The 16,424-nt window shown below is 66.4% G+C and carries 21 protein-coding genes and 1 pseudogene; 14 read left to right on the top strand and 8 right to left on the bottom strand.

The annotated features are described in order from the left end of the window. On the top strand, positions 1-433 hold a 433-nt coding region (locus VFH65_RS22415; protein WP_353324342.1), incomplete at its 5' end, for a YncE family protein. A 14-nt stretch (positions 434-447) separates the two neighbouring features. On the opposite strand, the pseudogene VFH65_RS22410 reads toward VFH65_RS22415, so the two are convergent. Then, a pseudogene (locus tag VFH65_RS22410) lies at positions 448-755 on the bottom strand (nitroreductase family deazaflavin-dependent oxidoreductase). A gap of 22 nt (positions 756-777) precedes the next feature. On the opposite strand from VFH65_RS22410, the gene VFH65_RS22405 reads away from it, so the two are divergent. The 8 genes from VFH65_RS22405 to VFH65_RS22370 all read left to right on the top strand — a co-directional run bounded on the left by VFH65_RS22405 (position 778) and on the right by VFH65_RS22370 (position 8,346). Further along, on the top strand, positions 778-1,164 hold the full coding sequence (locus VFH65_RS22405) for a nitroreductase/quinone reductase family protein (protein ID WP_353324345.1): 387 nt from the start codon (positions 778-780) through the stop codon (positions 1,162-1,164). Positions 1,165-1,307: 143 nt separating this feature from the next. Then, the gene (gene hemL / locus VFH65_RS22400; protein WP_353324340.1) at positions 1,308-2,612 is read left to right on the top strand and encodes a glutamate-1-semialdehyde 2,1-aminomutase; all 1,305 of its coding nucleotides are present in this window, start codon (positions 1,308-1,310) and stop codon (positions 2,610-2,612) included. Further along, a complete protein-coding gene (locus VFH65_RS22395; RefSeq protein ID WP_353324339.1) occupies positions 2,609-3,217 on the top strand; it encodes a histidine phosphatase family protein in 609 nt (202 codons plus the stop codon). Before hemL ends, VFH65_RS22395 begins: the two co-directional genes overlap by 4 nt. Positions 3,218-3,249: 32 nt before the next feature. After that, positions 3,250-3,813, top strand: coding sequence for a TlpA disulfide reductase family protein (locus VFH65_RS22390; RefSeq protein WP_414688484.1), 564 nt, complete (start codon positions 3,250-3,252; stop codon positions 3,811-3,813). After that, complete coding sequence (locus tag VFH65_RS22385) at positions 3,810-4,676, top strand: cytochrome c biogenesis CcdA family protein (protein ID WP_353324335.1); 867 nt, start codon at positions 3,810-3,812, stop codon at positions 4,674-4,676. The genes VFH65_RS22390 and VFH65_RS22385 overlap by 4 nt, the downstream gene beginning before the upstream one ends. A 23-nt stretch (positions 4,677-4,699) precedes the next feature. Then, positions 4,700-6,250: a cytochrome c biogenesis protein ResB gene (gene resB / locus VFH65_RS22380; protein WP_353324344.1), complete on the top strand. Its 1,551-nt coding sequence runs from the start codon at positions 4,700-4,702 to the stop codon at positions 6,248-6,250. After that, positions 6,247-7,221, top strand: coding sequence for a c-type cytochrome biogenesis protein CcsB (ccsB, locus tag VFH65_RS22375; RefSeq protein ID WP_353324333.1), 975 nt, complete (start codon positions 6,247-6,249; stop codon positions 7,219-7,221). Before resB ends, ccsB begins: the two co-directional genes overlap by 4 nt. A 48-nt stretch (positions 7,222-7,269) precedes the next feature. Next, positions 7,270-8,346, top strand: coding sequence for a MinD/ParA family ATP-binding protein (locus VFH65_RS22370; RefSeq protein ID WP_353324331.1), 1,077 nt, complete (start codon positions 7,270-7,272; stop codon positions 8,344-8,346). 4 nt (positions 8,347-8,350) lie between these two features. On the opposite strand, the gene VFH65_RS22365 is transcribed toward VFH65_RS22370, so the two are convergent. After that, the gene (locus VFH65_RS22365; protein ID WP_353324329.1) at positions 8,351-8,512 is read right to left on the bottom strand and encodes a hypothetical protein; all 162 of its coding nucleotides are present in this window, start codon (positions 8,510-8,512) and stop codon (positions 8,351-8,353) included. A 53-nt stretch (positions 8,513-8,565) separates the two neighbouring features. On the opposite strand from VFH65_RS22365, the gene VFH65_RS22360 reads away from it, so the two are divergent. The 3 genes from VFH65_RS22360 to VFH65_RS22350 are packed head-to-tail and all read left to right on the top strand — an operon-like array spanning position 8,566 to position 10,151. Continuing rightward, a complete protein-coding gene (locus VFH65_RS22360; RefSeq protein WP_353324327.1) occupies positions 8,566-8,874 on the top strand; it encodes a DUF4229 domain-containing protein in 309 nt (102 codons plus the stop codon). After that, positions 8,871-9,917, top strand: coding sequence for an aminotransferase class V-fold PLP-dependent enzyme (locus tag VFH65_RS22355; RefSeq protein WP_353324325.1), 1,047 nt, complete (start codon positions 8,871-8,873; stop codon positions 9,915-9,917). Before VFH65_RS22360 ends, VFH65_RS22355 begins: the two co-directional genes overlap by 4 nt. A gap of 9 nt (positions 9,918-9,926) precedes the next feature. Beyond that, a complete protein-coding gene (locus VFH65_RS22350) occupies positions 9,927-10,151 on the top strand; it encodes a hypothetical protein (RefSeq protein ID WP_353324323.1) in 225 nt (74 codons plus the stop codon). A 202-nt stretch (positions 10,152-10,353) separates the two neighbouring features. Here the strand turns inward: VFH65_RS22350 and VFH65_RS22345 are convergent, their stop codons facing one another. The 5 genes from VFH65_RS22345 to VFH65_RS22325 all read right to left on the bottom strand — a co-directional run bounded on the left by VFH65_RS22345 (position 10,354) and on the right by VFH65_RS22325 (position 14,694). Next, positions 10,354-11,064: a GGDEF domain-containing protein gene (locus VFH65_RS22345; protein WP_353324321.1), complete on the bottom strand. Its 711-nt coding sequence runs from the start codon at positions 11,062-11,064 to the stop codon at positions 10,354-10,356. 477 nt (positions 11,065-11,541) lie between these two features. Next, a complete protein-coding gene (locus tag VFH65_RS22340) occupies positions 11,542-12,258 on the bottom strand; it encodes a hypothetical protein (RefSeq protein WP_353324319.1) in 717 nt (238 codons plus the stop codon). Then, complete coding sequence (locus VFH65_RS22335) at positions 12,255-13,205, bottom strand: vWA domain-containing protein (protein WP_353324318.1); 951 nt, start codon at positions 13,203-13,205, stop codon at positions 12,255-12,257. The genes VFH65_RS22340 and VFH65_RS22335 overlap by 4 nt, the downstream gene beginning before the upstream one ends. After that, positions 13,202-14,203: a hypothetical protein gene (locus VFH65_RS22330; protein ID WP_353324316.1), complete on the bottom strand. Its 1,002-nt coding sequence runs from the start codon at positions 14,201-14,203 to the stop codon at positions 13,202-13,204. Before VFH65_RS22330 ends, VFH65_RS22335 begins: the two co-directional genes overlap by 4 nt. Further along, positions 14,194-14,694, bottom strand: coding sequence for a hypothetical protein (locus tag VFH65_RS22325; protein WP_353324314.1), 501 nt, complete (start codon positions 14,692-14,694; stop codon positions 14,194-14,196). Before VFH65_RS22325 ends, VFH65_RS22330 begins: the two co-directional genes overlap by 10 nt. A gap of 69 nt (positions 14,695-14,763) precedes the next feature. Here VFH65_RS22325 and VFH65_RS22320 point away from each other — a divergent pair, with 69 nt between their 5' ends. Further along, the gene (locus tag VFH65_RS22320; RefSeq protein WP_353324312.1) at positions 14,764-14,976 is read left to right on the top strand and encodes a helix-turn-helix domain-containing protein; all 213 of its coding nucleotides are present in this window, start codon (positions 14,764-14,766) and stop codon (positions 14,974-14,976) included. A gap of 2 nt (positions 14,977-14,978) precedes the next feature. Further along, positions 14,979-15,545 carry a Clp protease N-terminal domain-containing protein gene (locus VFH65_RS22315; protein WP_353324311.1) on the top strand — a complete coding sequence of 189 codons (567 nt, stop codon included), beginning with the start codon at positions 14,979-14,981 and terminating at the stop codon, positions 15,543-15,545. A 72-nt stretch (positions 15,546-15,617) separates the two neighbouring features. Here VFH65_RS22315 and VFH65_RS22310 read toward each other — a convergent pair. Beyond that, a partial coding sequence (locus VFH65_RS22310) for a 1,4-dihydroxy-2-naphthoate polyprenyltransferase (RefSeq protein ID WP_353324309.1) occupies positions 15,618-16,424 on the bottom strand: 807 nt, incomplete at its 5' end.

Below are 16,424 nucleotides of genomic sequence, written 5' to 3'. Positions count from 1 at the left end.
CGACCACGTCTACGTCGCCAACCTCGGCGACGACACGATTTCGGTGATCGACACCGGATCCAACACCGTCACGAAAACAATTGCCGTTGGCGATGACTCGGCGGGGATGGCGGTCAGTTCAGACGGCGACCACGTCTATGTCACCGACCTCGATGGCACGGTGTCGGTGATCGACACCGCCACCAACACCGTCATCGACACGATAGCCGTCGGCGGCGAGCCCAAGGGCGTGGCGGTCAGCCCAGACGGTACTCGCGTCTATGTCGCTAACGGCAGCACCGACACGGTCTCGGTGATCTACACCGCCACCAACACCGTCATCGACACGATCGCCGTGGGCAACGGTCCTGAGGGTGTGGCCGTCAGCCCGGACGGCACCCGCCTCTACGTCACCAACCAGTTTGACGGCACGGTGTCGGTGATCAGAGTCTGACACCGCACGGGGCTTCAGCTGGCGCGCTTGAACACCACCGCTTGCTCGAACGGCAGCACCAAGAACAGCGGCCGCCACACGCCCGTGACCAACGGCGCCGCTTCGGCCTTGGGCATCACGCGCGGATCGGTCAGTGCGAGCGTCTTGCCGTAGCGCCGCATCTGGCCCCCGCCCGCTGACACGATGTTCTTGAGCCAGTCCCGGTTCGGGCCGTACGTCAACAGGATGGCGACCCCGTCGTCGGCGCCCAGCCTGCCCACAGCCGCTGGATCGGGTTGGTGACGTGGCGATTGAACCGCGCCAGCCATTGCGGAAGCTGCATGAAAACCATCAAACTCGTGGTCATGGCGTACCTCAAGCCTCCGTGGTTCACCCGCGCGGTGTTCAACAAGATCGCGATGGCGACTGGCATGAGCAATACGGAAAAGCTGACCGTGACCCAGCGTAGGAGCAAGCAGTCTCAGGAGGTCCCGGTCATCCCGGTCGAGGTTGACGGGACCATGTACGTGGTGTCGACGCGCGGCGAGTCCGACTGGGTGAAGAACCTGCGCGCGGACCCCAACGCCAAGATCGGGTCGACGGCATATGTCGCCCGCGAGATCCCCGAGGAGGACCGACAGGCGATCCTCACCGCCTACCGTGAGAAGGCCGGTCGCGCCGTGGAGGGCTACTTCCGCAGGCTGCCCCGCGAGGCCGACCACCCGGTGTTCGTCGTCACGCCGAAGTCGTAGCAGTCGCTGACAAGCCGGCGGACTACTCAAATCGCGATACTGAAGTGGCTGGTGTGGCCTTAGTCAGCGCTGGGTCGCGCCCGTTGTGCCAGCCACTACACCCTGTAGTTGACGCCCGGAGCGCGGCTGGGACACTGGTGGCCATGCGCAGCACCGACGATTCCGCGAAGCTCTTCGCCGACGCATGCGCGGTCATCCCCGGTGGCGTGAACTCGCCGGTGCGTGCGTTCTCCTCGGTCGGCGGCACCCCGCGCTTCATCACCTCTGCCAAGGGCTGCTGGCTGACCGACGCCGACGGCAACCGGTACGTCGACCTGGTCTGCTCGTGGGGCCCGATGATCCTCGGCCACGCCCACCCCGACGTCGTCGCCGCCGTGCAGCGCGTCGCGGCCGACGGCCTGTCCTTCGGCGCCCCCACACCGTCGGAGACCGAGCTGGCCAAGGAGATCATCGGCCGCGTCGCCCCGGTCGAACGGATTCGGCTGGTCAACTCGGGCACCGAGGCCACCATGAGCGCGATCCGGCTGGCCCGCGGCTACACCGGACGCGCCAAGATCATCAAGTTCTCGGGGTGCTACCACGGCCACAGCGACGCGTTGCTTGCCGACGCAGGCTCGGGCGTCGCGACGCTGGGGCTGCCGTCCTCGCCAGGCGTCACCGGCGCTGCCACAGCCGACACAATCGTGTTGCCGTACAACAACATTCCCGCCGTCGAGGATGCCTTCGCCCGGTTCGGCGACGAGATCGCCTGCATCATCACCGAGGCCAGCCCCGGAAACATGGGCACCGTCGCGCCGCTGCCCGGCTTCAACGAAGCGCTGCGCCGCATCACCGCCGAACACGGCGCGCTGCTGATCTCCGACGAGGTGATGACCGGTTTCCGCGTCAGCCGATCCGGTTGGTACGGCGTCGATCCCGTCGCTGCAGACCTTTTCACCTTCGGCAAGGTGATGAGCGGTGGGCTGCCCGCCGCGGCGTTCGGCGGCCGCGCGGAAGTGATGGAGCGGCTGGCCCCCCTCGGCCCCGTGTACCAGGCGGGCACGCTGTCGGGAAATCCCGTCGCGATGGCGGCTGGATTGGCGACGCTCCGTGCGGCCGACGACGCAGCGTACGCGCGCCTTGACGCCAACGCCGACCGGCTGGCCGGCTTGCTCTCGGGGGCGTTGACGGATGCCGGTGTGGCGCACCAAGTTCAACGCGCCGGGAACATGCTGTCGGTCTTCTTCAGCGATCAGCCGGTGACGGACTTCGCGTCGGCACGCGCGACCGAGACGTGGCGCTTCCCGGCGTTCTTCCACGGCTTGCTCGACGCCGGCGTCTACCCACCGCCGAGCGCATTCGAAACATGGTTCGTGTCAACCGCTTTGGATGACGATGCGTTCGACCACATCGCCGCCGCCCTGCCTGGCGCAGCGCGTGCCGCCGTGGAAGCGACAAAGCCCGCATGACCGAGAAGACGATCGTGCATGTGATGCGGCACGGCGAGGTGCACAACCCCGACAAGATCCTCTACGGTCGGCTGCCTGACTATCACCTGTCGGACAGGGGCCGAGCGCAGGCGCAGGCGGTCGCCGGCTGGCTGGCGCACCGCGACATCGTGTACGTGGTCGCCTCCCCGCTGGAACGCGCGCAGGAGACCGCGACCCCAATTGCGGAGGCCCACAAACTGCCGATCGACACCGACGATGAGCTGATCGAATCGACCAACATCTTTCAGGGTCAACGTGTCTCGCCAGGTGACGGCGCACTGCGCGACCCGCGCAACTGGTGGCATCTGCGGAACCCGCGCACGCCGACATGGGGCGAGCCCTATGTGGAGATCGCGGCGCGGATGACAGCAGCGTTGGACCGCGCACGGATCAAGGCCGCCGGCCACGAGGCGGTGTGTGTCAGTCATCAGCTGCCGGTCGAAACCCTGCGGCGGTCCATGACGGGCAAGCCGTTGCATCACTTTCCGACCCGACGACTGTGCAACCTGGCCTCGCTGACGTCCTTCTACTTCCATGGGGACACCTACGTCGGCTGGGGTTATTCGGAGCTGGCCGGGTTGTGAAGCGGCTGGTGGTCATCTTGGCCGGCGCGGCAATGGTCGCGCTTGCCGGATGCTCCACCGGTAACGACGCCGTCGCGCAAGGCGGCACCTTCGAATTCGTCGCGCCAGGCGGCAAGACCGACATCTTCTACGACCCGCCCGAAAGTCGCGGCCGCCCAGGCCCGTTGGCAGGCCCTGACCTGATGGACCCGGCCAAGACGATCTCTCTGGACGACTTCGCCGGCAAGGTCGTGGTGATCAACGTGTGGGGCCAATGGTGCGGACCGTGCCGCACCGAGATCACCCAGCTGCAGACGGTGTATGACGCCACCCGCGGGCAGGGTGTCGCGTTTCTGGGCATCGACGTGCGAGACAACAACCGCGACGCCGCCCGGGATTTCATCGTCGACCGCAGGATCACGTTCCCGTCGATCTACGACCCGCCGATGCGCACCATGATCGCCTTCGGCGGCAAGTACCCGACCACCGTCATCCCGTCGACCGTGGTGCTTGACCGCCAGCATCGGGTCGCTGCGGTGTTCCTGCGCGAACTGCTCGCCGAGGATCTGCAGCCGGTGGTGGAAAGGCTGACCGCCGAACCGGAGCCCAAGACGTGACCGGCTTCGCCGAAATCGCTGCAGCGGGTCCGGTGTTGGTGGCGCTGGGTGTCTCCGTGCTGGCCGGATTGGTGTCGTTCGCTTCGCCGTGTGTGGTGCCGCTGGTGCCCGGGTACCTGTCGTATCTGGCCGCGGTGGTGGGTGTTGAGGAGCAGCCGGAAGCACTTGCGGTGACGCGCCGAAAGCAACATTCTGCAGAAAAAGTGCGAGAAGACAGCTGCAAAACGTCACTTTCGACGAATGCGGCGGCCACCCGCGGTTCCGCGGTGCGCACGGCACGGCTGCGGGTCGCTGGCGCCGCGGCGTTGTTCGTGGCCGGCTTTACCGCGGTGTTTCTACTCGGCACGGTCGCGGTGCTGGGCATGACCACGACGCTGATCACCAATCAGCTTCTGCTGCAACGCATCGGCGGGGTCGTCACGATCGTGATGGGGCTGGTGTTCGTCGGCCTCATCCCGCTTCTGCAGCGGGAGGCGCGGTTCGCGCCGCGCCAGCTGTCCACCATCGGCGGTGCTCCGCTGCTCGGCGCGGTCTTCGCGCTGGGCTGGACGCCATGTCTCGGGCCTACTCTGACCGGGGTGATCGCCGTGGCGTCGGCCACCGACGGTACCAACGTGGCCCGCGGGGTGGCATTGGTCGTCGCATACTGCCTCGGCCTGGGAATCCCCTTCGTGCTGTTGGCCTTTGGATCCGCTCGCGCCGTACAGGGGTTGGGCTGGCTGCGCCGTCACACCCGCACCATCCAGATCTTCGGCGGGGTGCTACTGATTCTGGTCGGCACTGCACTGGTGACGGGACTGTGGAACGACTTCGTGTCCTGGGTGCGCGACGCGTTCGTCAGCGACGTGACCCTGCCGATCTGATGACTGTTTCCCCGCTCGCGCTGATGCGCAAAACCTGGCGGACCCTGACGTCGATGGGCACCGCGCTGGTGTTGCTGTTCCTGCTGGCGCTGGCCGCCATCCCCGGCGCGCTGCTCCCACAGCGCAGCCTCAACGAGTCAAAGGTCGAGCAGTACGTCGCCGAGCATCCGACGATCGGGCCGTGGCTTGATCGGCTGCAGGCCTTCGACGTGTTCTCCAGCTTCTGGTTCACCGCCATCTACGCGCTGCTGTTCATCTCGCTGGTGGGTTGCCTGACGCCACGGCTGATCGAGCACGCACGCAGCATGCGGGCCACCCCCGTCGCCGCACCGCGAAACCTCAGCCGCCTTCCCAAACACCACGAGGCTTCCGCAACCGGCGAGCCGGACGCGGTCGCCGCCACCATCACCGAACGACTGCGTGGCTGGCGGAAGACCACCCGCAAGGACGGGGACACCGTCGAAATCTCAGCGGAGAAAGGCTATCTGCGCGAGTTCGGCAACATCGTCTTCCACTTCTCACTCCTCGGCCTGCTCGTCGCGGTGGCCGCCGGAAAGCTGTTCGGCTACGAGGGCAACGTCATCGTCATCGCCGACGGCGGTCCCGGTTTCTGTTCCGCGTCACCGGCCGCGTTCGACTCATTCCGGGCAGGCAACACCGTCGACGGCACCTCGCTGCACCCGATCTGCCTGCGCGTCAACACCTTCGATGCCGACTACCTGCCGACCGGACAGGCCACGTCGTTCGCCGCCGACATCGACTACCAGGCCGGCGCCGACCTGACGACCGGAACCTGGCGGCCATACCGGTTGGAGGTCAACCATCCTCTGCGGGTCGGCGGCGACCGGGTTTACCTGCAGGGCCACGGCTACGCCCCGACCTTCACCGTCACCTTCCCGGACGGCCAGACCCGCACCCAGACGCTGCAGTGGCGCCCCGACGATCAGCTCACTTTCCTGTCGTCGGGTGTGATGCGGTTCGACCCGCCCGGCGGCACCTATCCGGACGCCGACGAACGGCGCAAGAACCAGATCGCGATCCAGGGTCTGTTCGCGCCGACCGAGCAACTCCACGGCACGCTGCTGTCGTCGAGCTTCCCCGCGCTGAACAATCCCGCGGTCGCTGTCGACATCTACAAGGGCGACACCGGCCTGGACACCGGGCGGCCGCAATCGCTGTTCACCCTCGACCCTCGGCTCATCGAACAGGGCCGGCTGACCAAGAAGGCGCGGGTCAACCTGCGCACCGGCGACGAGACGCGCCTCGATGACGGCACCGTCGTCCGGTTCGACGGCGCCGTGCCGTTCATCAACGTGCAGGTCTCCCACGATCCCGCACAGGTGTGGGTGCTGGTGTTCGCGCTGACGATGATGGCCGGCTTGCTGGTGTCTTTGGTGGTGCGCCGCAGGCGGGTCTGGGTTCGGTTGACACCCGCAGGCCCGGGTACGGTAAGCGTCGAGCTGGGCGGCTTGGCGCGCACCGACAACTCCGGGTGGGGCGACGAGTTCGAACGGTTGACGCAGCGGCTGCTGACCGTCGACGCCAAGCGAGAAGCGGAGGCACATCGCGTATGAACACCGACATCGACATTGGGCTGGCTCGCTACTCGGACTGGGCCTTCACCTCATCGGTGGTGGTACTGGTGGCCGCGTTGCTGCTGCTGGCCGTCGAGCTGGCCTACAACCGCAGCCGCAAGGCCGAGTCCCGCGAACTCGTCGGTGCCACGGTCGGTGCCGACAGCGCAACTCCCGGCGTCGTCGCCGAAGCGCCCCGACGTCCGGTCGACGAACGCGCAGGCAAGGCCGGGCTGGCGCTGACCTACGTCGGCATCGGCCTTCTGCTGGTCTGCATCGTCCTTCGCGGCCTGGCCACTTCGCGGGTGCCGTGGGGCAACATGTACGAGTTCATCAACCTGACCTCGTTCTGCGGTTTGGTCGCCGCAGCCGTGGTGCTGCGCCGCCCTCAGTACCGCGCGCTGTGGGTCTTCGTACTGGTGCCCGTGCTGATCCTGCTGACGGTGTCGGGGCGCTGGCTCTACACAAACGCCGCACCCGTCATGCCGGCGCTGCAGTCCTATTGGCTGCCGATCCACGTATCGGTGGTCAGCCTCGGTTCCGGAGTCTTCCTGGTCGCCGGCGTGGCCAGCATCTTGTTCCTGCTCAAAATGTCCCGGTTCGGCCAGGCTTCAGAGAACGACGGCGCGTTGGCACGCATCGTCGCGCGGCTGCCCGACGCTCAGACGCTTGACCGCATCGCTTACCGGACAACGATTTTCGCTTTCCCGGTGTTCGGGTTCGGGGTCATCTTCGGTGCCATCTGGGCGGAAGAGGCGTGGGGCCGGTACTGGGGCTGGGACCCCAAGGAGACGGTGTCGTTCATCGCGTGGGTGATCTATGCCGCTTACCTGCATGCTCGCTCGACCGCGGGCTGGCGCGACCGCAAGGCCGCCTGGATCAACGTCGCAGGCTTCGTCGCGATGGTGTTCAACCTGTTCTTCATCAACCTGGTGACCGTGGGGTTGCATTCGTACGCTGGCGTCGGCTGAGGAGGCTCCGCACAGCCAACGAACTGTCGATGAGAGGGGATTGGCCCGTTGTCTGACCAACCGGCTGGTTTTCGTGCGCAGCAGCGGTTCACCGACCCGGCGGCATCGCCGCCACCGGAGTGGACCGCCCCGACTCCTCCCAACGGGTTGCCGCTGGGCTTCGGCGCCGCACCATCCACCTCGCGGGACGACGACCCGTCGCCGTACCTGGACTTGTCGACGGTCGCACTGCTCGGCCAGGCGAAGCGGGCGCCGTCGCAAGGCTGGCGCAAGTGGCTGTATCTGGCCTCGTTCAAGCTGGTCAACGTCGGCGAAAGCCCGAAAGTCACCCGCCGCAACAGCCTCGTAGCCCAGGTGCAGCGCCCTCTGCGCGGGTGCTACCGGATCGCGTTGCTGTCGCTGAAGGGCGGTGTCGGCAAGACGACGATCACCGCGACGCTGGGCGCGACCCTCGCCTCCATCCGCGGCGACCGCGTGGTGGCCGTCGACGCCAACCCCGACCGCGGCACGCTGAGCCAGAAGGTGCCGCTGGAAACCCCGGCCACGGTGCGTCACCTGCTGCGCGACGCCGAAGGCATCGAGTCCTACAGCGATGTCCGCAGTTACACGTCCCAGGGCCCGAGCCGGCTCGAAGTGCTCGCGTCCGAGAGCGACCCAGCGGTCTCAGAGGCGTTCAGTTCAGAGGACTACGCCCGCACTCTGGGAGTGCTCGAGCGGTTCTACAGCGTCGTGCTCACCGACTGCGGCACCGGGCTGATGCACTCCGCGATGTCGGCGGTGCTATCCAACGCCGACGCCCTCGTCGTCATCAGCTCGGGATCCGTCGACGGCGCGCGCAGCGCCTCGGCCACCCTGGATTGGCTCGACGCTCACGGCCATCAGGAGATGGTGCGCAACTCGATTGCCGTCATCAACGCGGTGCGGCCGCGATCAGGCAAGGTCGATATGAAGAAGGTTGTCGACCACTTTTCCCGGCGGTGTCGCTCCGTACTTCAGGTGCCGTTTGACCCGCATCTGGAGGAGGGCGCGGAGATCAGCCTCGACCGCCTCAAGCCGGAAACCCGAGAGGCGCTGCTCGAACTCGCTGCAGTCGTTGCCGACGACTTTTCGAGCGCGCGGAGGTAGACCGCTACTGGCTGGGTTTGTTGTCCGGGCCGAGCCGTCGCAAGAAGTCCGGATCGTCGTCCGGGCCGATAACGCGCGTCTTCGGGCCGGCCGCGGTCAGGCGCGTCAGCCGCCAGCCGGCGTAGGCAAGGCCGGCCAAGACGAGCGTGAGGAGCAAATAAGCCACTGAAAAAAACCTCCTTTATCTGAATATACGCGCGCATCGGTAGGCTCGGGCGGGTGTCTGAGAGTCGGCCCGGAACCCGCCTCGTGTTGGATGTCGTGGCCTATGCCCTGGCCCGCCTGCTGCTCGTCGCGGTTTTGACCGCGGTGATCTTCGGTGCGGCACATTTGCTCGGGGTACGCGAGTTCCCACTCGTGGTGGCGCTGCTGTTCGCCGTGGTGATCGCGCTGCCGCTGGGCATCTGGATCTTCGCGCCGCTGCGGCGTCGCGCCACGGCCAGTATTGCGGTCTTCGACGAACGCAGGCGCCGCGACCGTGAGCAACTGCAGGCTAGGCTGCGCGGCGACGAGCCGCCCGCGGAATGACCGCCGTCTTGGCGCGGGAGGCGTTCGGGGCCGAATTCGTCGGCGCCGACGGGTTTCTCAACTCGCCCACGTATGGGTTGCCGCCGCGGTTCATGGTTGAGGCACTGCAGGACTGCATCGCCCGGTGGCAGTCGGGGACGATGGAAGTGCCGCTGTTCGACGACGACGTGCGCGCCGGGCGGGCCGGTTATGCCGCCTTGGCAGGCGTGCCCGTCGACTCAGTGACGATGGGCGGCACCGTCGCCTCCGTGCTGGGTCTGGTCGCCGCAGCGATTCCCGACGGTAGCCGGGTGGCCACCCTGGCCGGCGAGTTCACCAGCACCACCTTCCCTTTCGCCGCACAGGCCGGCCGTGGCGTCACGATCACCGAACTGCCTGCCGACGAGCTTGTGTCGGCGGCCGCCGACTTCGACCTCGTGACGGCCAGCCTGGTTCAGTCGGCCAACGGCGCAGTCCTCGACACCGACGCTTTGCGTGAGACGGTGGCGGGCACCGACACGCTGACCGTCATCGACATCACCCAAGCGCTCGGCTGGAAAGACGTCGACGTGGCCTGGGCCGACGTCACGGCCGCTGCGGTCTACAAGTGGCTGCTGGCTCCTCGCGGCACGGCATGGATGTCATTGAGCGACAGGGTAAGTCGTGTCATGACGCCGCACGCCGCGAACTGGTATGCCGGCGAGGATCCGTGGCAGTCGATCTACGGCCTGCCGCTGCGGCTTGCTGAGAATGCCAGGCGCTTCGACGCCTCGCCCACCTGGTTCAGCGCGCTCGGCGCGGGGTTGACGCTGCCGTGGCTGGCCTCGCTGGACCGTGCCGCCGTCGAGGCCCATTGCCTCGCGTTGGCCGGCCGGGTGCGCACCGAACTTCAGCTGCCGCAGCAGGATTCGGCAATCGTGTCGATACCGATCGCCGACGCTTCTGAGAAGCTCCAGCGGGCGGGCATCCGCGCGTCGGTGCGCGCAGGCGCGGTGCGGGTGGGATTCCACCTCTACAACACGGACAACGACGTCGACCGGTTAATGGATGCGCTAGCCGGGTAGACGTCGGCAATGAGTACCCAGAAAGCGTTGTACGAGAAGTGGGTCAACGAGCTGTGGGCGGGCCGGCCCGTCGCGGCCGAGGTCGGGCCACTCGTCGACGGTGGTCTGGTGGCGGGCCGCTGGGTCGGTACCGGGAAAACACAGGACGGGCCGATGCGCTTCACCGGCAACGACATCCTGCGGTCCGCGGACGGCCGGTTCGTCGAGTACTGGACGGGGACGTCGACGGCCTAGGCGTGCCATCGGGCTGCCGTTTCTTTCCCGTCGCAGTTGCTAATGGGCATGAGCCTGTAGTTATCGAGAGGTTTTGCGAGTGGAGGCCTCGGCAACTACAGGCTCGACGTGAGCGCAGCTGCCCATCCCACGGTGAGTAACCAACAAGTCACGACCAGCTGACTAGCACGCCTTCCGGCACAGCTAGGCGAAGCGTCATCTTTTATGCGTGCTGTATCTGGTTGCCGCCGTTGCGTTTTGCGCCGTACATCGCTGAGTCCGCGGCTGCGATGACCCGCTCAATCAGTTGACGCCCATCAGAGTTGGCGAGTCCATTCAGCTCGGCGGAAGCCACGCCGATGCTCGCGGTAATCGTTTGCGGCAGCCTGGCAATCGACGTGCACAACGGCGCGGCTATGTCTCGTGCGTCCGCAGAGGCCGAAATGAAGCAGACGAGGAACTCCTCACCGCCCGCGCGACAGATTGCTGCGCTCTGCGGAGCATCTTGCCGCAGCAACTCTGCGACAGCGAGCAGTGCGCGATCACCGGCAGCATGGCCGCGCGTGTCGTTGACGACCTTGAAATTGTCGAGATCCACCATCATCACAGTCAGATGACTGTCGGACGGGCGGCGAAAAGCGAGTTGATTCATGATCGCGTCGATGAAACCGCGTCGGTTGAGCAGCCCGGTGAGAGGATCCTCGTCGGAGAGAACTGCGTAAGCACCCATAGCCTGGGCTGTGCCGCGGACCGTAAGGGGAACCACCGCATTCAATAGCGAGATCAGCCAGACTGCTGTCAGCGCCTCGGCGAGGCTGGTTTCGTGAGCTATCCGGACCGCCGTCGCGATGGCGACGGCGAGAGCGACTGCGAGATTGGCAACCAGAAGTTTGATGCTGTGGAAGAACGCGATATAGGCACCGGTGATCGCCATCGCTGTACAGCCGAGCGCAGCAGTGCCCGCGTTGGGCTGAATAAGGCTCCAACCAGCCACGAACACGATGCCGACCGCGACCGAGTGGTGCGACAGCCGTCGTGAAGGCCACCGCGTCAGCCAAAACCAAACCATCCCTGCGCAAAAGGCGACACCGCCGGCGCCGATAAGCAATGAGCTGACGGTAGGAGGGCGGGCGAACACGGAGATCGCCACCAAGCCCGACGAGGAAGCGACAATCGCCATGATCACTTGTGCTGAGCGCAGCAAACCGTGGCTCCGCAGGAAGCCGGAGATCCAGTCGAATGGATCGGGTTGATCCCACCACGCTTTCAGCCGTGACATGCGTGCGGCTGCCTTCCGTTGTCATTCATTGAGCAGTCGGCTCAGCCGAGTGCGATCAGCAAATCCGAGTGCACTTCAAAATACCCACCTGGCCTTTGCTCGGGAGCAAATCATGAGCAAACGTCGGGCCTCCTAGCCCGCGGCGTCTTGAATTATCTGCCGGAGCTTCTCGATCGGATCGCCCGCACCTGGCTCCAGCCGCAGCGGGGCCTGCGGCTCCTCGGGTTGCGGCGCAGCAGGAGCGACCGCCGGTGGCGGCGGGGGCGCTGCAGGCGGCGGCGGGGGAGGCGGAGGTGGCGGTGGTTGCGGTTCGCGCAGCCCAGCTGTCTTGGCGGCTAGCCGCTCTGCCGCATCGTTTCGGATGGCCCGCCGCTCCAAATCCGGGTCGGTATTGCCCCGAAAACAGCCGTCCGGGGCGTCTTGCACGATCGTCAACGCGCTGGTGTAGCGATCGCGCGCCTGATCCAGTCGTCCTTCCCAGGCGTCCACGTCGCCCTGCCGCTCACGGACCAATTCGAGATTGACCCGCACCGGGCACGACTGCGCGGCATCGGTACGTGCCAGCGCCTCGGAGAACCGCGCATCGGCTTCTTCGAGGCGCCCCTCGCGGACCGCCAGGGTGCCCGCGGCGAACGGTGCCTTTTCGGGTTCGATCACATTGAGGACAGACAACGCCGACACGTCGTCCCGCAACGCCGCCGTATCGCCGTCGGCGAAGTTGGAGACCGCCGAATCACCGGCGACCACAACGGAAATCATCTTGACGGTTGCGATCAGGACCACCAGCACCACCGGCGCGGAGAACACCAGTAGCCGTCGCCGCAGTTTTAGCCGTGAAGGGGCTGTCATAACGTCACGTCCCGGTGGGCCATGCGAGAGCGGCGGAACTCTCGGACAGTCAGGTAGATCTCGAAAAGCAACAGCAGCGCAGCCAGGGCCGTGAACACCCAGTACAACTCCGTACGCGCCACAACACCTGGGGAGGTCGCAGGGGTTTCAGTCGGCTCGGCGGCGGTGCCGGCGTTCGGCACCGCTTGGGTCAACGGCTGGCCGGGTTCTCGGTGGGCGTACGAAACCCCGAGTTGTTCAGCGATGCGGCGAAGTCCCGGCTCGTTGAGCGTCGCGCCGTAGCCGAGCACCGCTCCGCCATCGACCGAGCCCGGCAGCGGGTCGAACCCGCCCTGCGGCGCGCGCGACCCCGCAGCGCCCGACCCGAAGTAGAAGACGAGATTCTCCGAGTCCGGATACTGCTGGCCCGCGGCAATCAGCTGATATCGCAACACATTCGCCGCAGCTGCGGCATTGACCTGGCTGTCGTCGTCGGGTGACTCGTCGTACGGGTACAGACGCTCGATCACCGGCTCGAGAGTCCAGGAGTCGTCGGAGAGCGGCCAGTCCAACGATGGCCTGGACGCGAAGGCGATCACCGCGAACCGAGCCTGCGGATACCGGTCGATCAGTGCGGTGATGTCGGCGCGGATACCCGACATCCGCGACTGCCCGTCGCCGAAGTCGTCGACGCCCGAATCCAGGGAGCGGTCGACGATGAGGAACACGTTGGTGTTCGTGCCCGTTTGTTTCGCTGCGGCAGCTTGACGCTCGACGGGTTCGATGCCCGGCCGAGCGGCGGCGAGTAGAACCAACAGCGCCACGAGCGTCAACCCCGACCAACGCCAGACTGTCGCCCACCGGGTGCTGGATTTCATCAACTGCCGCATGGTGATCAGCCGCATGACGATCACCGCGACGGCGATCACGATCAGGACCGCCTGCGGCACCACGGGTTGAAAAGTCATCGGCGCAACACCATCAGCGACAGACACAACAGGGTGGTCGTCACCGCCGCCACCGCCAGCGGAATGGTTGGCGAGTCGCCAAGCCAGCCGGACAGCGTGGCGCCACCGGGTAGCTCACCTTCGGGCGGGTTGTCCCTGATGCCGTCCAGATGGCCGGACAGGTCGGAGCCGCTCGGGTCGATCCGGAAATACTGCCCGCCAGTGGATTCGGCGATCCTCCTCAGGGTGTCATTCTGGGGCGCCGTGGGGGTGACGACGTTGATCTGGATGCCTGCCGTGGCAGCCATGTCGGCGACGCGTTGTTCGGTGAACAGCGATGGACGTGACTCGCCGGGCCGGCGAATCGCACTGGGCCCCAGATAGATCAGCGACCGGCGATGGGTGCTCTTCTGTTCGAACGACGGAAATCCCGTCATACACAACGCGAGGATGTCCTCCACGCTGGGCGCATAGTCGACATAGGACACCGCCGGGGAGAACGTAGCGACTTTGCGGTCGGAGACCCCCGGTGGCACGTTCGCGGCTTGGGCGAGGTCGCCGAACTTCCCCGCCGCGTACTGATAATCGCGGGTCATCGGTACCACCCGCCGGTTCGGCGAGGTCAACCCGATGCGCTGAGTGCCATAGGTCGTCGTCTGCTGGGCGAAGTAGGACAGGAATTCGCCCGTCGATTGCTGGGTCACCGGTTCGCCGACGCACAGCATGATGTCTGTAGGAGGTTCGGAAGTGCCGAGTTCCCATGACCATCCGGTCGGTCGTGCGGTGGCCAGAACGGCGGCACCGAACAACAGCACGAGCAGCGCGATGGTGACGATCATCGACAGCGTCCTGGCCCGGGCGATCCGGATGTATTCGGGCAGCCCCGTCAGGCGTGCGGTATTCGCCAGCGGCCGTAGCCGCCGACGGACCTGTTCCATCGGCAGCAGCATCACCAGCGCGAAAGTGGCTGCCAAACAGGCTAATCCGGCGACGGCTACCGGCCACCACTTCAGGTCCATGTGCGGATCATTTCCATGGCTTCGGATCCGACGGCAGTGACGTCCACGCGCGAGGCGGTGTTGAATTGTGCGTCGTTGAGGTCGGAAAACAGCGGCGCGGTTCTGGCGATGGGGCTGGCGGTGAGGTCGTCCACATGCATGTATTGCGCAGGCGTGCCGGTCGCCTGCTGCAGGAAGCTGCGCAGCGTGCGGCTCATCTTGGCGCAGGCCTGCGCCGCCGAGAGCTCACCGTCGCGGTATTGCTTATCGACGGAGCGGATCGTTCGAATGAAGCGACGCCGTAGCAACGCGGAGTGCAGGTCTCGGATGACAGGTATGCGGCGCAGGCGGTGAGACGGCAGCGTCCACGTGAAAACAATGGCGTACCAAGCAATTACGGCCACCAACAGAAGTAGGCCGAGCCACAACCACCACGCCGAGTACGGCATCGGTCCGCTCACGAAGCGCAGCAGGTCATCGGACACGGACGACGGATACCCGGCAACAAACATCGGCACACCGAGGGCCAGCCGTTGTCAACGTTCCTTGACACTGCGGCGGCTCGTCATTAGCTTGAAATCGTGACCGACCTCGATGCGCTTACCGAAGGCGTGAGCAGCGCAGACCCTGCCGTTGGCCTGCGCGCGGTCCGGGCATTGCAGCGACTGCAGGAGCGGATGGAGGCCATCCACGTCGCAAATGCCCGGGAGCAGGGGTGGAGTTGGCAGGCCATCGCCGACGCGCTCGGCGTCAGCCGTCAGGCGGTGCATCAGAAGTACAACCGAAGGAGATGACGATGTTCGAGCGGTTCAGCCGCAACGCTCGGGTCTCGGTGGTGTTGGCCCAGGAAGAGGCGCGTGAACTGGACGCCCAGGAGATCCGGCCGGAACACCTGCTCGTGGGTGTGTTGCAGAGTGCAGGCCGTGACCTTTCGAGTCTGCTCGGGGGCTACGGCTTGACGGCCGACGTCATCCGCGATCGGCTGGCCGCCGCGGACTCGGCGGGCGATGAAACCTTCGACGACGACGCGGAGGCGTTGCGGTCGATCGGCATCGACTTGCGGGCGGTCCGCGATAGCGTGGCCAGCACGTTCGGGGCCGACGCCTTCGACCAGGCGTTGCGAAAGTCGGGTCGGCGCAGGCGTCGACGCGGGCATATTCCGTTCACCAAGCCGGCCAAGAAGGTGCTCGAGCTTTCCCTTCGGGAAGCGCTGGCGCACAAGGACAATTGGATCGGCTGTGAGCACATCATGCTCGGGATCCTGCGCAGCGACGACAAGTTCACCCTCGGCTTGATCGCCGAGCACGTCGGGACTTCGGTGCTGCGGGGCGCCATCGTCGGCCTGCTTGACGAGGCCGCCTAGCCGGGGATAGCCGCGAGTGTGCGGTTTGGTACGCGGGACCGGCGTGTTGCGTATGAAACCGCACACTCGGCGCTAACCGAACGTCAGCGCCGAAGCCATTGCGACGGCCAACACCAGCATCGTCAACCCGGTGTCGCGCAGCACCGGAATCAGGTCCTTGCCGCCGAGGCCTTTTCGTACCGGTCCCGCGGCGCGCACCGCCAGCGGCAGGGCCACCAGTCCAGCCGCGCACCACGGCGTCGCGAGCATCAGCGACAGCGTCGCCACGAACGCCGCAACCACCAGCGCCTGGTACAGCACGCGGGTGCGGGCGTCACCGAGGCGCACGGCCAGCGTGATCTTGCCCGACTCCTTGTCGGTCGGGATGTCGCGCAGATTGTTGGCCACCAGCACCGCCGACGACAGCGATCCCATCGCGACTGCTGCCGCGATGCCCACCCCGTCGACCCGCAACGCCTGCGTGTACTGCGTGCCGAGCACCGCGACCAGGCCGAAGAACACGAACACCGCGACCTCGCCCAGCCCCAGATACCCGTACGGCTTCGACCCTCCGGTGTACAGCCACGCGCCTGCGATACAGGCCGCGCCGACGGCGATCAGCCATGGCTGGCTGAACCACGCCAACACGACGCCGGCCACCGCCGCAACCGCCAGGCTTGCCAGCGCGGCCGTCAGCACCGCCCGCGGCGCGGCCAACCGCGACCCGACCAGCCGCAGCGGCCCAGCCCGGACATCGTCGGTGCCGCGGATGCCGTCGGAGTAGTCGTTGGCGTAGTTGACCCCGATGATCATCGCCATCGCGACCACCAACGCCAGCAGCGCCTTCCACCAGCAGGCGGCGCCCAGCCAGGCCGCTGCGCCGGTGCCGGCGATTACCGG

The sequence above is a fragment of the Mycobacterium sp. genome (assembly GCF_035697385.1).
Lineage (GTDB): Bacteria > Actinomycetota > Actinomycetes > Mycobacteriales > Mycobacteriaceae > Mycobacterium.
Note: the sequence above shows the minus strand (reverse complement) of the source record. Positions and strands in the feature narration are given on the sequence as shown.

Excerpts from the sequence above, each read along its gene's own strand:
- VFH65_RS22390 (WP_414688484.1), top strand. The coding sequence starts at position 3,250 with ATGGTCGCGCTTGCCGGATGCTCCACCGGTAACGACGCCGTCGCGCAA.
- VFH65_RS22325 (WP_353324314.1), bottom strand. The coding sequence starts at position 14,694 with ATGTTTGTTGCCGGGTATCCGTCGTCCGTGTCCGATGACCTGCTGCGC.
- VFH65_RS22340 (WP_353324319.1), bottom strand. The coding sequence starts at position 12,258 with ATGACAGCCCCTTCACGGCTAAAACTGCGGCGACGGCTACTGGTGTTC.
- ccsB (WP_353324333.1), top strand. The coding sequence starts at position 6,247 with ATGAACACCGACATCGACATTGGGCTGGCTCGCTACTCGGACTGGGCC.
- VFH65_RS22350 (WP_353324323.1), top strand. The coding sequence starts at position 9,927 with ATGAGTACCCAGAAAGCGTTGTACGAGAAGTGGGTCAACGAGCTGTGG.
- VFH65_RS22315 (WP_353324311.1), top strand. The coding sequence starts at position 14,979 with ATGTTCGAGCGGTTCAGCCGCAACGCTCGGGTCTCGGTGGTGTTGGCC.
- VFH65_RS22330 (WP_353324316.1), bottom strand. The coding sequence starts at position 14,203 with ATGGACCTGAAGTGGTGGCCGGTAGCCGTCGCCGGATTAGCCTGTTTG.
- VFH65_RS22335 (WP_353324318.1), bottom strand. The coding sequence starts at position 13,205 with ATGACTTTTCAACCCGTGGTGCCGCAGGCGGTCCTGATCGTGATCGCC.
- VFH65_RS22345 (WP_353324321.1), bottom strand. The coding sequence starts at position 11,064 with ATGGCGATCACCGGTGCCTATATCGCGTTCTTCCACAGCATCAAACTT.
- VFH65_RS22395 (WP_353324339.1), top strand. The coding sequence starts at position 2,609 with ATGACCGAGAAGACGATCGTGCATGTGATGCGGCACGGCGAGGTGCAC.
- VFH65_RS22405 (WP_353324345.1), top strand. The coding sequence starts at position 778 with ATGGCGTACCTCAAGCCTCCGTGGTTCACCCGCGCGGTGTTCAACAAG.
- VFH65_RS22355 (WP_353324325.1), top strand. The coding sequence starts at position 8,871 with ATGACCGCCGTCTTGGCGCGGGAGGCGTTCGGGGCCGAATTCGTCGGC.
- hemL (WP_353324340.1), top strand. The coding sequence starts at position 1,308 with ATGCGCAGCACCGACGATTCCGCGAAGCTCTTCGCCGACGCATGCGCG.
- resB (WP_353324344.1), top strand. The coding sequence starts at position 4,700 with ATGCGCAAAACCTGGCGGACCCTGACGTCGATGGGCACCGCGCTGGTG.